We start from the raw sequence: 15,826 nt of genomic DNA on the forward strand, positions 1-15,826 counted from the left end.
GAAACAGTTCCCAGTCACGATGATAAATTACGTTGAAAGACAGAATCAATGCTAAGTTAAGGGTGGTTAGCTGTAGTTTAAGGTAGCTAGAAGATAGCAAAGTGGCTGTTTTAGTTGAGCAATTAATAACATCGGATATTTTAAAACCTGCCCGTTACCTTGGTAACGAGCGTTTAGCAGTACACAAGCCTTGGGATACGGCAACTATACGCTGGGTGTTAACTTACCCAGAAGTATATGAGGTCGGTGCATCTAATTTGGGGCATATCATTCTTTATAATATTTTGAATGCCCAACCAAATCAGTTGTGCGATCGCGCTTATTTACCAGGTCCAGATTTAGCGGTCAAACTTCGTACCACCCAAACACCTTTGTTTGCGGTAGAGTCCAAACGCTGGCTGACAGAATTTGACGTTTTAGGCTTTAGCCTCAGTTATGAATTAGGTGCAACCAACATCCTAGAAATGTTGGATTTAGCAGGAATTCCGCTGACATGGCAAGAGAGAGAAGAGGCAGGGAACAGGGAGCAGGGAGCAGGGGAGCAGGGGAGTAGGGGTGAATTACCAATCACCAATCCCCAATTCTCATTTCCCCTAATTTTTGCTGGTGGACAAACGGCAACATCTAACCCGGAACCTTACGCTGATTTCTTTGACTTTATTGCTTTGGGGGATGGTGAGGAACTGTTACCAGAAATTGGCTTGGTATTAGCAGAAGGGAAAAAAGCTCTTTTAAGTCGAGAAGAACTGTTGCTAGACCTAGCGCAAATTCCTGGTGTGTATGTGCCTCGGTTTTATGAAATGGGAGAGGGTGGTGCAGTATATCCCCTGCGTCCAGATGTACCAAAACGGATTCTCCGCAGAGTAGCAACGCCGATTCCTGCTTATTCTATTGGTTTAGTTCCCTACGTTGAGACAGTACATGATCGATTGACAATAGAAATTCGGCGCGGTTGTACTCGTGGCTGTCGCTTTTGTCAACCAGGAATGTTGACTCGTCCTGCACGAGATGTAGAACCGGATCAGGTTGTAGAAGCAATTGAAGCAGGAATGCGGGCGACAGGTTACAATGAGTTTTCCCTGCTTTCCCTCAGCTGTTCCGATTATTTAGCCCTCCCAGCAGTGGGGATGGAAATCAAAAATAGATTAAAAAATGAAAATATTTCCCTGACATTACCCAGTCAGAGAGTAGACAGATTTGATGAGAATATTGCTAATATTCTTGGAGGTACGCGACAAGGCAGCTTGACTTTTGCTCCTGAAGCCGGAACCCAACGGATGCGGGACATCGTGAATAAAGGCTTGACAAATGAAGAATTATTGCGAGGAATAAAAACTGCTTGGGAGCAAGGCTGGGATAAAATCAAGTTGTATTTTATGATTGGTTTACCTGGCGAAACAGATACTGATGTTTTGGGTATTGCCGAGACGGTCAGATGGTTACAGCAAGAATGTTGGGCTAAAGGCAGAAGATCAATTAATTTTAATTTGACGATTTCTAATTTTACGCCCAAGCCGCACACCCCATTTCAATGGCATTCGGTTTCTACCTCTGAGTTTAAACGCAAACAAAATTTACTGCGACAAGAATTCCGCCGAATGCGGGGAGTGAAAGTGAATTTCACTGATTTCCGCCTTTCTGCAATGGAAGATTTTATAGGTCGGGGCGATCGCTCTTTAGCTAAAGTATTGCGTCGGGCTTGGGAATTGGGTGCAGGGATGGATTCTTGGTATGAGAACGTAGAACAGGCTTTTAAAGCTTGGGAAAATGCGATTGCTGAAGCTCGCCTAGACTGGAAATACCGCCTAGTTGAAAATGGCGAATGGAATTTGTTTGCTGTAGGGAAGGAGGACGCAGAGAGCAGGGAGCAGGGAGCAGGGGAAAAAATCCTTACTCAGGACTCAAAACTCAGCACTCAGAACTCTTCACTCGGTACTCTTCACTCGGTACTCGATACTCCCTTACCTTGGGATCATATTGATACAGGGATTGATAAAAAGTGGCTGCAAGAAGACTTACAACGCGCTCTAGAAGCGGCAATTGTTCCCGATTGTTCTTTTGAAGGTTGTTCTCATTGTGGTGTCTGCGGCACTGATTTCGGCCATAATATCGTGATCAAATCCCCAGAAATTCCGGTATTTGTGGGCGATTTTGTCCCCAATACCACCAAAGCACAACGTCTGCGGGTTTGGTTTGGTAAACAAGGTGACATGGCTTTAGTAAGTCATCTTGACTTAATGCGTCTGTTTGATAGAGTAATGCGAAGAGCCGGTTTACCCGTAGCTTTTACCGGTGGGTTTCATCCAGGGCCCCCGCATTTCCCTGACAAGTGCCTTAGCATTGGGTGCTACCAGCAGCGGTGAAATTGTAGATTTTGAATTAACTCAACCAATGGATGTGGAAAGTTTTCGTGAACAACTGCTGACGCAACTGCCCACAGACATACCCATATATAATGTGGAAGAGATAGATTTAAAATCTCCAGCAGCTAACCAAGTGTTGGAATCAGCAGAATATTTGCTAACAGTGTCTACTGTAGGGGAAGTAACCGCAACGCAATGGCAAAAATGGATTTCGGCAATTCAAGCCCAAGACGAAATTTTGTCAGACCACACCACCAAATCAGGCAAACATCAAATTATAAATCTGCGCGATCGCTTATTTGAGATAGAGTTAGTATCAGCCCACAACTCGGAATCTGAGTCAAAAGCTGTCTTACGTTATTTGGGTAGCTGTCGCCCTGATGGTGTGATCTTGCGTCCTGAGCAAATCTTGACTATACTAGAAACAGTGGCTGGTGCAGAATTTCACCTCCTGCATATCCACCGCAATCGTCTAGTTTTAGCAATATGATAACCCTCTAACCAACGCCATAGGCGAGAGAAGACAGCATGGAGGAAACTTAGGTTGCTTACCCGTTGCGGTACAAATCAGCGTATACTAGCAAATAACTTCAGACAAAGCCGTAAATGCTCGTTTGAAATTAAATAGCACTTACTTTGATCAATGAAAGAACCGTGGGACACACGGCCTTAAAGCTCAGTCAATGTCTTCAAAGAAGAGTCGCTGAGAAGCCCACACTCAACGAATAGTTAGTTTGTGGAGTATGTCACCAAGGTTGCGTTAAAATCAAGTGAAGAGAAATTTTCCGGCTCTGCATTATTGAATGACCTGATTCACCACCCTGATACCCAGGGAGCGAAAGCCAAGATATCAGTAGAGTGCAAATTCTAGGATCGTATCCCAGACAAACTAAGGCAGATTAAAGAACACTCTCTATAGCTAAGAAAGTGAATCAGTTATTAACAATACCCCTGTGCCTGATCTCTAACTCTATGCTTTTTACAACACCTGCTGAATACTAATACCCTAGATGGTAAAGGTATTGCATCAGAAATCAACCACGGACGGTTGATTTAATTACTTAAAACATATGCACTCGTTCTGGAATAATCAGGCGTGTAAACGCAATTACATTTTTAATAGCTTCCAATTATGGGAAGCTCTCTCAGAGAACGGAATTTTTATTACCAGTAGCACCTTGTAGGGCTGCCAGTAGGGGCTAGAGGTATAACGGAGAGCTTCCTTCTCATCCCCCCTTGGTGCTGCCAATTTTTGAGGAACTTGAATGCCAAAACAAATTATTATCGCAGAGCAGCATCAAATTGCTGCCGTATTTTCTGAAGATCAAATCCAAGAACTTGTTGTTGCCACTGGTCATCATCAAATTGGTGATATCTACTTAGGCGTAGTAGAAAATGTATTACCGGGGATAGACGCAGCTTTTGTAAATATTGGTGATCCAGAACGCAACGGTTTTATTCACGTCACCGATTTAGGCCCACTCAAACTCAAGCGTAGTGCCGCAGCCATTACCGAACTGCTCACACCACAGCAAAAAGTTTTAGTGCAAGTGATGAAAGAGCCAACGGGAACAAAAGGCCCAAGGCTCACAGGTAACATCACCCTTCCTGGACGTTACGTAGTCCTAATGCCCTATGGTAGAGGTGTAAATTTATCTCGGCGAATAAAGAGTGAAAGTGAACGCAACCGCCTACGCGCCCTGGCAATTTTAATCAAACCTGCGGGTATGGGTGTACTGGTACGCACAGAAGCCGAAGGCAAGCCAGAAGAAGCAATTATTGAAGACTTAGAATTGCTGCAAAGGCAATGGGAAGTAATCCAGCAAGAAGCGCAATCTACCCGTCCTCCAGCATTATTGAATCGAGATGATGACTTTATCCAGCGCGTATTGCGGGATATGTACGGCGCTGATGTGAATAGAATTGTCGTTGATTCCAGTACTGGATTGCGACGAGTCAAGCAATATTTACAAAACTGGAGTGGAGGACAAACGCCACAAGGTGTGCTAATTGATCACCATCGCGATCGCTCTCCCATCTTAGAATACTTCCGCATCAGTGCCGCTATTCGTGAAGCACTCAAACCTAGAGTAGACTTACCCTCTGGAGGCTATATCATTATTGAGCCAACAGAGGCATTAACAGTCATAGATGTTAACTCAGGTTCCTTCACGCGATCAGCAACAGCTAGAGAAACAGTTTTGTGGACAAACTGCGAAGCAGCAACAGAAATTGCTCGTCAGTTACGGTTGCGGAATATTGCAGGTGTTATCGTTGTTGACTTCATTGATATGGAATCACGGCGCGATCAACTACAAGTCTTAGAACACTTTAACAAAGCCCTCAAAGCTGATAAAGCCCGTCCGCAAATCGCCCAATTGACCGAACTGGGTTTAGTAGAACTAACCCGCAAACGCCAAGGTCAAAATATTTATGAATTGTTTGGAGAAACTTGTCCCACCTGTGGCGGTTTAGGACATACCCTCCGCTTACCAGGAGAAATAGAAAACCGATTACCAATCCCAGCAGCAGACATACAAGATAGATTTGCACCCCTGCCTCAAAGAGAACCACGTATGCCATCTGCCCGCATACCAGAACCACGGGAAAGCTATGATGGATTTGGAGAAGGATTTGAAGGTGACTCTGAATTGAGTCCTACCCATTTGATCAACCACCCCAGTTATCAAGAAATGGGTGATAATAAACGTCGTACCCGCACCCGTCGTAGTCGAATTGGGATGAATGGGATTAACGGCAAAGATGAATCCCGGTTAGGCACTCCATTAGCTTTTGTTAATGAAGCAGATTTAGACTTGGATACTGATGGTGAACTAACCCACACACCAGAAATGCCATCTCTTCTATCCGAAACACGACGCGTTAGCGAAGCTCCTCTTAAAGATGCACGAGATGGACTGCGAACACCAACTCTTGGCAAATCTGGTTGGAATGAAAGAACAGAACGCACCAAAGTTAAAATAGATCCAGTTAAACCTGTAGTAGAACCTCCACAGATTGTTTCTGTAGAAATGACTCTCCAGGAACAAGATATGTTTGCTTTGATGGGAATTTCCCCTGGTGTGAAGTTAGAGCAAGAGGTTAGGAATCCCAAATCTGTGATTTTTAACATTTTGCAACCTGGACAAACACCAATACCAACAACTGAATCAACTGAATCAACATCAGAATCAACCTTTTCTGAAAGAACGAATTCTGAAGTTACTAAAGTCAAAATGCCTACACCAAAAATTGAGCCAGAAGAACCATATTTTCCTAAACCAACAATTGAACCACCGCTGGAAGATTATAAAGAAACGGGATTTGAGTCGTTCACAGAAGAAGAAATAAATAATGCTTCCATTTCCAATCGCCGTCGTCGCCGTCGTTCTTCAGCAGTAGATGGAGGTATTTCTAGCCTAGAGGACAGTTAACGGCTTTTATGTTAGATACAGAGCCAACATCTCCATCTGTTGACTCAACCGCACCCTTAGACGAATCAAGTTGGCTGGAGTTGTCCACCTACTTAGATAATCATGGGTTGGTTGCAGGTATAGATGAAGTGGGAAGAGGTGCGCTATTTGGGCCTGTAGTAGCAGCAACAGTGATATTACCCGCTAACGCTTTGCCAAAACTAATGGCAGCTAAAATTAAAGATAGCAAAAAGTTGTCTGCTTCCCGAAGAACGCAGCTGGCGCAGCAAATTGGTGTGCTGGCTTTAGACTGGAAAATTGGTTATGCTTCCACAGCAGAAATTGACAAGCTAAATATTTTGCAAGCAACGCTGTTAGCGATGAAACGAGCTGTACTGAAGCTAAAGGTACAGCCTACAATTTGCTTGGTTGATGGCAATCAGTTGGTAAAGGATTTATTGATACCACAGCAAACTATCGTTAAGGGAGATGAGCGATCGCTCAACATTGCAGCTGCTAGTATCATGGCTAAGGTTTGGCGTGATGATCTGGTGCTACGTTTAGCATCTAAGTATCCCATGTATGACTTAGAGCATAACAAAGGTTATGGAAGCCAGCGACATTTGCTGGCTCTGCAACAATACGGCCCATCACCCCTACATCGTCTATCTTTCCGTCCTTGCCAACTTCAGTAATGAGTACCGAGTACCGAGTACTGAGTATTGAGTGAATAGAAAGTTAATCGAAGTTCAGGATTGGTAATTCAGTATTATCACTGCCAATTTTAGTTATTTCTGTTTGTGATATTATCCAATTACGATAATCAGCTAAAAGATGGTGTAATAATCTTTGCTTAATTGTTAACAATACACTTTTGAGTAATCCATTACCTGTAGTCTCTAAAATCGGCTTTGGAGTTAGGGAAAATGGTTGGGGAATATCCACTAGTACTTCTAGATCAGCTTTTCCTTGCAGACGAGTCTCACCACTGAGCTGGTAAGGTGACAAATAACCTTTTAAATTCAGTGCAAAGCGTTGGTTAACATACTCAAAACCCAGGATTTCACAACCAAGGGATCGCAAATAAATCGTTCCTTGGGAATCAGCCCAAACTCTCATGTCTACAGTGGGTTGAATACTCAATGACATAAAAGCTAAAGGACGCATTTTTAAGCGAAATACTTCCTCGGAAATCTGCTGAATCCTGGTATTGTCAGCCAAGCTGTTGACAAGACGTTGAGGCTGACGCAAGTAATGCTGAATAGGAATAGGCTGTTTGGGGACAGCAATTTCGACCGATTGGGAGGCAGTAAACTTGGTAGCCATAAGCAAATTAAAGCATTGTTTTCTAATTTTAATATTTTTTAACAAACTTAATTTGTTTAGAAAAAACTATAACCTTGTTTAATTATCAATCAAATTTGTAACTAAAGGCTAAAAGTATGAATTTAGCGGTGATCGCACATTTGGGGCCTCCTGGAACTTATTCCGAACAAGCCGCTTTTTTTTATCTCAACTGGCTGCAAAAAAATCAGGGAATTGCAGCCAACTTATCTCCTTATCCTACTATTGCCCAATCACTACAAGCCGTTGCTACAGGAGCATCTCAGTTAGCTGTTGTCCCTGTGGAGAATTCCATTGAAGGTAGTGTGAGTATGACATTAGATCAACTGTGGCAATTGGAAAGTTTAAAAATTCAATTGGCTTTAATTCTGCCTATCTCCCATACTTTAATTTCCTGTGCGACCAGCTTAGAGAGCATTCAAACTGTTTATTCTCATCCCCAAGCTTTAGCGCAATGTCAAGGATGGTTAGCACAGTGTCTGCCAAATGTGAATTTGATTCCTACTAACTCCACCACTGAGGCATTAGAGCGAATTAAACAGGAGATCACAACTGCAACAATCTCATCTAGTAGAGCAGCGCAACTTTACAATCTGCCCATTGTAGCCAGTGGCATTAACGACTACGCAGAAAACAGTACCCGCTTTTGGGTGGTAAGTAAGGCTCAAAGCGATACTGATTACCAGACATTCTCTAGCAAAAAAAGTCATACATCCCTAGCGTTCAGCGTACCTGCTAATATACCAGGCGCTCTAGTTAAAGCTTTGCAAATATTTGCTCAACTAGATATTAATCTCAGTCGAATTGAGTCACGTCCCACAAAACGTTCTTTGGGAGAATACTTATTTTTCATTGATATAGAAGCAAATGCTGATACAGCATTAATGCAAGTTGCTTTGGCTGAATTAAGGAATTATACAGAAATTTTAAAGATTTTTGGCAGTTATGATGTCTTAGCAATTAGCCCTTAACACCGAAACTGTATGACTCAAATCAGTCTAAATTTTGTGGGGTGGGCATCCCTGCATTGGTGTCAAGTTAAGAAAAATGGATTTGTGTCAAGAGTGGGAAATAAATGGTAAAAGTCAACACAGGGGTGTTGAAAAGAGCCATGAGTAAACCAAGGAAAAAACAAGGGAATCCAGACTTTCGCCATCAAGTTAGCGTACCTGCTCCAGCTAGTGAAGAAATAGAATCACGGTTGATTGGGCTATTAAGTCCAGGGACATTTGCCAACCTCAAAGGGGTAAAAGACAAAGAGCGAAGCTTGCGCTCAAGAGTATTAACCCTACCAGTAATGGCAGCAATAATACTGAGTCTAGTATATCGACAAGTACAACACTTAACAGATGTATTGCGCTGCCTAGAAGTAGAAGGATTAATGTGGGTAGAGGCAACAAAAGTCAGCAAGCAAGCTCTGTCCCAAAGACTCAACAGTTTACCGGCGCATCTATTTGCCAAGATGTTTGAGCAAGTAGTAGAACGTCTAGCAGCAAAAAGGAATGCAAAAGAATTAGCTCCAGCCTGGGCATCAGTGGCGCAGAGATTTTCCGCCATTTGGATTTGTGATGCCTCAACACTCGAAGCCATGAAAAAGCACTTCGGACAATTGCAAGAAAAAACAGGTTCAGTGTTGGCAGGAAAAATGCTGATGGTAGTAGAAGCTTTCACTCATATTCCTGTAGCAGTTTGGTATGATGCTGATGCCAAGCGGAATGAGACTCGTTGGTGGCAAGCATTGTTAGAACTTTTACCTGATGGTGGTTTACTCATAGTAGACATGGGATTTTATGGTTTTGAGTGGTTTGATTCTCTAACTGCTGCCGGCAAGTATGTTCTCACGCGCCAAAAGGAAAAGGTTAGATATAAGGTAGTGCGTGTACTTTCTAGCGGCTCTCACTACAGGGATGAAATTATTCAAATGGGATTGCATCATACCAACCCATGTCGCTATCCCATGCGCCAAGTATCCGTATTATGGGGTAAGACTTGGTATCATTATTTGACTAATGTTCTTGACCCACAACAGCTTTCACCACAGGAGGTTTGTGATTTATACCGCCGACGTTGGCGAATTGAGGACGCATTTTTATTGACTAAGCGTTTATTGGGCTTGTCCTATTTGTGGGTTGGTGGCACTAATGGTGTACAGATGCAAATATATGCTACCTGGATTTTCTACGCTGTCCTCAATGACTTGTGTGCTGATGTCGCTATTGCTTTACAACAACCTTTAGAACGCATTTCTGTGGAAATGGTTTTTCGCAGTTTATATTTTTTCCACCGCGCACTTTTACTCGCTCCTGATTTGCAACTTATTCCTTGGCTTGTCGAACATCATCGTTCTATGGGTTTAGTCAAGGCCGTCCGTCAACGTCACCGACGAACGGCTGCTCGCTCTCTTGACATTTGGGCTGATGCCTTAACTTGACACCAATGGCATCCCTGCCCTCACAAGGGTAGGTTTTGAATATTATCTGTGAAGGCAAGACCAGGAGGACAAGGAAGATTTTATACGGATAATGGTCTTTTGAGGGGTTATTCTTGTTGCTAATAATACAGAGTTTGTCAAGTTTTCCTCCCTTGTCAGCCTTGTCCCCCAAGTCTTGCCCTCACGACAATGTAAAAAACCTACACCTGTCAGGGGCATCCCTGCCCTCCCAAATCTATTAATTACGAATTATTAAAGGTATCTTTCAGGACAGAACGGGCTGCTAGATGATTACGAGTAGAAGTCAAAATTTCTGCTTCCCGTTCTAAGCGAGCAACAGTATCCTGTATTTCTAATAATGCTTGTTGTTCTGGAGCTACACCATAAAGGTTACTTGCCACCCAGTAAGATAGCTCTGTTGGTAAATCTGGCAAATCTTCTGGCAATTCAATATCTTTTTCAGTTAATTTGGCTGAAAGACGGACAACATCTACCAGTAGCTGTTCTACCTCAGTAGCTAAAGGTCGCAAATCCTTAGATGGCGGATGGTCTTCAATCCATTCTACCAAACCGACACGATAGGGCTTTTCACGTACATACTCTAAAACACGAAATCGTTGCTGCCCCAAAGTCAACATTTCCATGCGGTCATCAGGCATTCGTTGGTAATGAATAATTTCCGCGCAGCAGCCGACATTGGCAATTGTACCTTTGACTGGATCGACCATCAAGACTCCAAACCTGCGATCGCTCTCCAAAATCGTGTTCATCATGATTCTGTAGCGAAATTCAAAGATATGTAGGGGTAATGGTCTAGTTGGGAATAGAACTACTTCGGGTAACGGGAACAGAGGTAATTCACGAACTGCGATTTTAGAAGAGGATGTCATTGTTAGTTAAGTATAAATTTCATCTTAAAAAATTTATTTTTCCCTATTTTTCCCGTGCTTTTTTTATATTTTATCATTTGTTTTACAGCTAAATAAAAAGCCCTGAGATAAATTTCTTCAGGGCTAAGTTATAATTAATACTAATTGAGTCTCTAAACTTTTGTGATTGGTCATTTTTTCTAGTGCTAATGACCAATAACTAATTACAGTTTTACTTCAATATCTACACCAGATGGTAAATCCAACTTCATCAGCGCATCAATAGTTTTAGAAGAAGGTTGATAAATGTCAATAATGCGACGATGGGTGCGGGTTTCAAAATGTTCGCGGGAATCCTTATCGACGTGAGGCGATCGCAATACACAATATATCCTACGTTTTGTTGGTAAAGGAATCGGACCTATAGCTGTAGCGTTAGTACGGTTAGCAGTGTCTACAATCTTCTCGCAAGATGTATCCAATAAACGTCGGTCAAAAGCCTGTAAGCGAATTCTAATCTTTTGCTGCTGTAAAGTTGCCATCTTGAGTTTTCCAGGTTCTGATTGATTACAAGAATTAAAGGACTAAAAACTGGTTACTGAGGACTAGATTATTCTCAATAGCCAATCCTTATATAGAAGGAATAGAAAGGAGCAGAGACGAACTTTAGCATCTCTGCTCCAATATTTACCAAAACAAAAAGGTACTATTTGATGATTTTAGAAACTACACCAGCACCAATGGTGCGACCACCTTCACGAATAGCGAAGCGCATACCTTGCTCAATCGCGATCGGGTTGATTAGTTCTACGCTCATCTTGATGCGATCTCCGGGCATCACCATTTCTACTTCTTTGCCTTCATCCGATGTGTAGCCTGTAATCGTGCCAGTTACATCAGTTGTCCGTACATAGAATTGAGGACGATATCCAGCGAAGAATGGTGTTTTCCGACCACCTTCTTTTTCTGTAAGAACGTAAACTTCACCTTCAAATTGAGTGTGAGGTTTAATTGAACCTGGCTTGGCAATTACCATACCCCGTTCAATATCAGCCTTTTGAATACCACGGAGTAGTACACCTGCGTTATCTCCAGCCATACCTTGATCAAGACTCTTCTTGAACATCTCGATTCCAGTTACGGTGGTGGCGCGAGTATCTCTAATACCTACTAATTCAACGTTATCGCCAACTTTGACAACACCCCGTTCAATCCGACCAGTAGCCACAGTACCACGACCTGTGATGGAGAATACGTCTTCTACAGCCATGAGGAAGGGCAAGTCAACCGCCCGTTCAGGAGTTGGGATGTATGAATCTACAGCATCCATCAGCTTGTAGATTTTATCTACCCACTCATTTTCACCACGTTGGGTCTTAGGATTCTTGGTCATTGCTTCGAGAGCTTGCAGACCAGAGCCTGTGACAATGGGGATGTCATCACCGGGGAAATCATAACTGGATAGCAGTTCTCTGACTTCCAGTTCTACTAACTCCAGCAATTCCGCGTCGTCCACCATATCTTCTTTGTTTAAGAAGACAACTAGACTGGGTACACCTACCTGCTTGGCAAGGAGGATGTGTTCACGAGTTTGGGGCATAGGTCCATCTGCCGCAGAAACCACTAAGATCCCGCCATCCATTTGGGCTGCGCCAGTGATCATGTTTTTCACATAATCAGCGTGTCCAGGACAGTCTACGTGAGCATAGTGGCGATCGCCAGTTTCATACTCAACGTGAGCGGTATTGATGGTAATACCCCGTGCTTTTTCTTCGGGTGCATTATCAATTTGATCGTATCCTTTACCTACAGCCTGACCCATAGCTGCCAAGGTCATTGTAATAGCTGCTGTTAAGGTTGTTTTACCGTGGTCAACGTGGCCAACAGTACCGATATTAACGTGGGGTTTATTCCTTTCAAACTTTGCGCGTGCCATGAATGCTCGTTTCCTTTTTTAATTAAGCGTTCCCTTTGCTTTTTGCAATGATAGTTTCAGCCACGCTGCGAGGCACCTCTTCATAGTGGCTGAACTCCATTGTAAAGATACCCCGGCCTTGGGTCTTAGACCGAATATCTGTAGCGTAGCCAAACATAGTCGCTAGTGGAACTTTGGATGTCACCTTAGCGAGTCCTTGTTCAGTGCTTTGGCTTTCAATCTGTCCCCGACGAGCGATGAGGTCGCCAATAACGTTGCCGATAAAGTCTTCGGGAACTTCCACTTCAACTTTCATCATAGGCTCTAACAGCACTGGAGAAGCTTTTGATACCGCCTCTTTCATCGCCATTGAGCCGGCAATTTTGAAAGCCATTTCCGAAGAGTCTACATCGTGGTAAGAACCATCTATCAAAGTCGCTTTGACATCAATGAGTGGATATCCAGCGACAACACCGGATTCACAACATTCTTTCATTCCCTGTTCTGCCGGGCTAACGTACTCTTTGGGTACGGTACCACCAACAATCTTGGAGACGAATTCAAAACCTGTGCCTGGTTCCCCTGGCTCCAAATTGATGACAACGTGACCGTACTGTCCTTTACCACCACTTTGACGGATGAATTTACCTTCAATTTTGTTGACGGCTTTACGAATTGTTTCGCGGTAAGCTACCTGTGGCGCACCCACATTTGCTTCCACTTTAAATTCTCGTAACATTCGGTCTACCAAAATTTCTAGGTGTAGTTCACCCATTCCCGCAATTACGGTTTGGTTGGTTTCTGGATCAACGCGGACACGGAAGGTGGGATCTTCTTCTGAGAGCGATTGCAACGCTTTGGACAATTTGTCCATGTCGTTCTTGGTTTTGGGTTCAACCGCTACGGAGATTACAGGCTCAGGAATGAATAGGGATTCCAGAATGACTGGTGATCCTTCATCGCATAAAGTGTCACCTGTTAAGGTGTCTTTTAATCCTAATGCTGCGCCTAAATCACCTGCTCGCAGTTCTTCCACGTCTTGTCTGTCATCTGCTTTCATCAGCACTAGGCGGGAAATTCGTTCTTTCTTGTCTTTGCTGGCGTTGAGGACATAGCTACCCTTTTTCAACACACCAGAATAAACGCGAACGAAGGTAAGGCGACCGTAGGGGTCAGCCATGATTTTGAATGCCAGGGCGGCTAGGGGTTCGTTGTCATCTGCCCGACGCTCGACAGTCTCACCATTGGGTAATAAGCCTTGAATTGGTGGCACTTCTGTTGGTGCAGGTAGGTAATCTACGACTGCATCTAACATCAACTGCACGCCTTTGTTTTTGAAGGCTGAACCGCAAAGTACTGGCACAATAGTTCCCGCAGTTGTGCCTTTACGTAGGGCTAAACGGATTTCTGCTTCTGTTAGTTCTTCGCCCTCGAAGTACTTATTCATCAGAGCATCATCGGTTTCTGATACTGCTTCAACTAGCTTGGTGCGGTATTCGTTTGCTTGTTCTAGCAATTCTGCTGGAATTGCTGTTTCTTCAATATCAGTTCCTTGGTCATTGTTGTATATGTAAGCACACATCCGTACCAAGTCGATGATGCCCCTAAAGTCATTTTCACTACCGATGGGTAGCTGAATGGCGATCGCATTAGCCCGCAAGCGATCGCGCATTTGCTCATGAACTCTATAAAAGTTCGCACCCGTGCGATCCATTTTGTTAATAAAAGCAATCCGAGGCACGCTATAACGGTCTGCTTGCCGCCATACTGTCTCAGATTGTGGTTGGACACCACCGACCGAACAAAAGACGGCGATTACACCATCTAACACGCGCATGGAACGTTCCACTTCAATGGTGAAGTCAACGTGGCCAGGAGTATCGATAATGTTAATTTGATGATCTTTCCAGCTGGTACTGATAGCAGCGGCAGTAATGGTAATTCCCCGCTCCCGCTCCTGATCCATCCAGTCTGTTACGGCAGTTCCTTCGTGAACTTCACCAATTTTATGAATTATCCCAGAGTAAAATAATATTCTCTCTGTTGTCGTTGTTTTTCCCGCATCTATATGCGCCGCAATACCGATATTGCGTACTTTCTCTAGCGGGTGTGTACGTGCCACAATTACCTCCTATAGTTTTCGCCTCATGATATCTTGTATATTACTCTTTGTTAAGATTCTATACTTTTACGGAAAACCGTCTGTTAGAGAAATTTAAAGATATACCGCTTTGAGGCGATATATCGTTTCTCCAAATTAGTAGCGATAATGTGCAAATGCTTTATTCGCTTCAGCCATCCGGTGTGTTTCTTCCCGTTTGCGAATGGAGCTTCCTGTTTCGTTAGCAGCGTCCATTAACTCATTTGCTAGTCTACTGGCCATGGTGCGTCCAGGTCTAGACCTAGAGAACTGCACTAACCAACGCAATGCCAGGGTCGTACCCCGATCTGAACGCACTTCCATTGGGACTTGATAAGTCGCTCCACCTACTCGTCGAGCTTTTACTTCCACTAAAGGCGTTGCGTTTCGCACTGCTCTTTCAAATGTTTCCAAAGCACCAGCACCAGTGCGTTCTTCAATAGTTTTTAAGGCATCATACACAATTCTGGCGGCAAGTGATTTCTTGCCATGACGCATGATCCGCCTGATAATCATGCTCACAAGGCGACTGTTGTACACTGAGTCAGACGGAACTGGGCGCCTTTGACTAACACCACGACGAGACATACTTCATCCTTAAATTCGGAATTTGGCAACGAAATTATATGCTATCAGAACATAGGAGCCTAAAAGATGTGTAAGTAGCCGCTCAAATTTCCTTGAGTTTTAGCTTTAGTCACAACAAGGCTAAACTGATTTTTCCTAACCCTCTACCAGACACACAAGGCGACTACATCATCAACTTTAATATTTACATTAAAGTGCTGCGATCGCATTAAAGTATTCGGCTTTAAAACCCTTACACTTGCTCGCTTAGTGCAAGTTACAGCTTGATTTCTTAAACAAGAAGACACCGCTATATTTTGTGTTTTATGGGGCTTGAGGTGAGACGATTAATCGTTATTGATGCGATTAATCGCCTAGTTCCTATTTTTTAGCTTCTTTAGGGCGCTTAGTTCCATATTTGGAACGTCCTTGCTTGCGGTCTTTAACTCCGGCTGTATCTAACGTGCCACGAATAATGTGGTATCTCACGCCCGGTAAGTCCTTTACCCGACCACCACGAATCATTACAACAGAGTGTTCTTGCAAGTTATGACCAATGCCTGGAATGTAAGCTGTGACTTCAAATCCAGAAGTTAGTCTGACTCTTGCTACTTTGCGGAGAGCTGAGTTAGGTTTTTTAGGGGTAGTTGTGTATACTCTGGTACAAACGCCTCGGCGTTGAGGGCATTGTTTCAGAGCAGGGGACTTGGTTTTCTGACGCGCTTGTTCGCGTTCTGTGCGTATTAGCTGCTGTATTGTTGGCATGAGTTACAGCGCGTAAAGC

The 15,826-nt window shown here is 43.5% G+C and carries 14 protein-coding genes; 6 read left to right on the plus strand and 8 right to left on the minus strand.

The features are described from left to right. Nucleotides 1-101: 101 nt before the first annotated feature. The 4 genes from AC012T_RS16515 to AC012T_RS16530 all read left to right on the plus strand — a co-directional run bounded on the left by AC012T_RS16515 (nt 102) and on the right by AC012T_RS16530 (nt 6,471). A complete protein-coding gene (locus tag AC012T_RS16515) occupies nt 102-2,363 on the plus strand; it encodes a TIGR03936 family radical SAM-associated protein (protein WP_487059863.1) in 2,262 nt (753 codons plus the stop codon). Further along, complete coding sequence (locus AC012T_RS16520; RefSeq protein WP_487059864.1) at nt 2,293-2,853, plus strand: TIGR03936 family radical SAM-associated protein; 561 nt, start codon at nt 2,293-2,295, stop codon at nt 2,851-2,853. Before AC012T_RS16515 ends, AC012T_RS16520 begins: the two co-directional genes overlap by 71 nt. 775 nt (nt 2,854-3,628) lie before the next feature. After that, nucleotides 3,629-5,797 (plus strand): ribonuclease E, encoded by a 2,169-nt coding sequence (rne, locus tag AC012T_RS16525; protein ID WP_487059865.1) that lies wholly within the window; start codon nt 3,629-3,631, stop codon nt 5,795-5,797. Nucleotides 5,798-5,805: 8 nt separating this feature from the next. Then, nucleotides 5,806-6,471 (plus strand): ribonuclease HII, encoded by a 666-nt coding sequence (locus AC012T_RS16530; RefSeq protein ID WP_487059866.1) that lies wholly within the window; start codon nt 5,806-5,808, stop codon nt 6,469-6,471. A 43-nt stretch (nt 6,472-6,514) separates the two neighbouring features. On the opposite strand, the gene AC012T_RS16535 is transcribed toward AC012T_RS16530, so the two are convergent. Beyond that, nucleotides 6,515-7,102: a DUF1997 domain-containing protein gene (locus AC012T_RS16535; protein WP_487059867.1), complete on the minus strand. Its 588-nt coding sequence runs from the start codon at nt 7,100-7,102 to the stop codon at nt 6,515-6,517. Between the two features lie 116 nt (nt 7,103-7,218). Between AC012T_RS16535 and pheA the strand changes: the two genes are divergently transcribed. Both pheA and AC012T_RS16545 read left to right on the plus strand, forming a co-directional pair. After that, complete coding sequence (gene pheA / locus AC012T_RS16540) at nt 7,219-8,091, plus strand: prephenate dehydratase (RefSeq protein ID WP_487059868.1); 873 nt, start codon at nt 7,219-7,221, stop codon at nt 8,089-8,091. Between the two features lie 140 nt (nt 8,092-8,231). After that, entirely contained in the window at nt 8,232-9,551 is a 1,320-nt protein-coding gene (locus AC012T_RS16545; protein WP_487066390.1) for an IS4 family transposase, read from the plus strand. A gap of 242 nt (nt 9,552-9,793) precedes the next feature. On the opposite strand, the gene AC012T_RS16550 is transcribed toward AC012T_RS16545, so the two are convergent. From AC012T_RS16550 to rpsL, 7 genes are all read right to left on the minus strand, one after another. Next, the gene (locus AC012T_RS16550) at nt 9,794-10,441 is read right to left on the minus strand and encodes an LON peptidase substrate-binding domain-containing protein (RefSeq protein WP_487059869.1); all 648 of its coding nucleotides are present in this window, start codon (nt 10,439-10,441) and stop codon (nt 9,794-9,796) included. Nucleotides 10,442-10,644: 203 nt separating this feature from the next. Beyond that, complete coding sequence (gene rpsJ, locus AC012T_RS16555) at nt 10,645-10,962, minus strand: 30S ribosomal protein S10 (protein ID WP_008232935.1); 318 nt, start codon at nt 10,960-10,962, stop codon at nt 10,645-10,647. Between the two features lie 164 nt (nt 10,963-11,126). Then, nucleotides 11,127-12,356 (minus strand): elongation factor Tu, encoded by a 1,230-nt coding sequence (gene tuf / locus AC012T_RS16560; RefSeq protein WP_487059870.1) that lies wholly within the window; start codon nt 12,354-12,356, stop codon nt 11,127-11,129. 22 nt (nt 12,357-12,378) lie between these two features. Continuing rightward, entirely contained in the window at nt 12,379-14,457 is a 2,079-nt protein-coding gene (fusA, locus tag AC012T_RS16565; protein ID WP_487059871.1) for an elongation factor G, read from the minus strand. A gap of 135 nt (nt 14,458-14,592) precedes the next feature. Further along, entirely contained in the window at nt 14,593-15,063 is a 471-nt protein-coding gene (rpsG, locus tag AC012T_RS16570; protein WP_015214572.1) for a 30S ribosomal protein S7, read from the minus strand. 143 nt (nt 15,064-15,206) lie between these two features. After that, on the minus strand, nt 15,207-15,350 hold the full coding sequence (locus AC012T_RS16575; protein WP_487059872.1) for a hypothetical protein: 144 nt from the start codon (nt 15,348-15,350) through the stop codon (nt 15,207-15,209). Between the two features lie 73 nt (nt 15,351-15,423). Next, complete coding sequence (gene rpsL / locus AC012T_RS16580; protein ID WP_015214573.1) at nt 15,424-15,807, minus strand: 30S ribosomal protein S12; 384 nt, start codon at nt 15,805-15,807, stop codon at nt 15,424-15,426. Nucleotides 15,808-15,826: the final 19 nt, after the last annotated feature.

It is taken from the genome of Anabaena sp. EIM26, assembly GCF_057568715.1.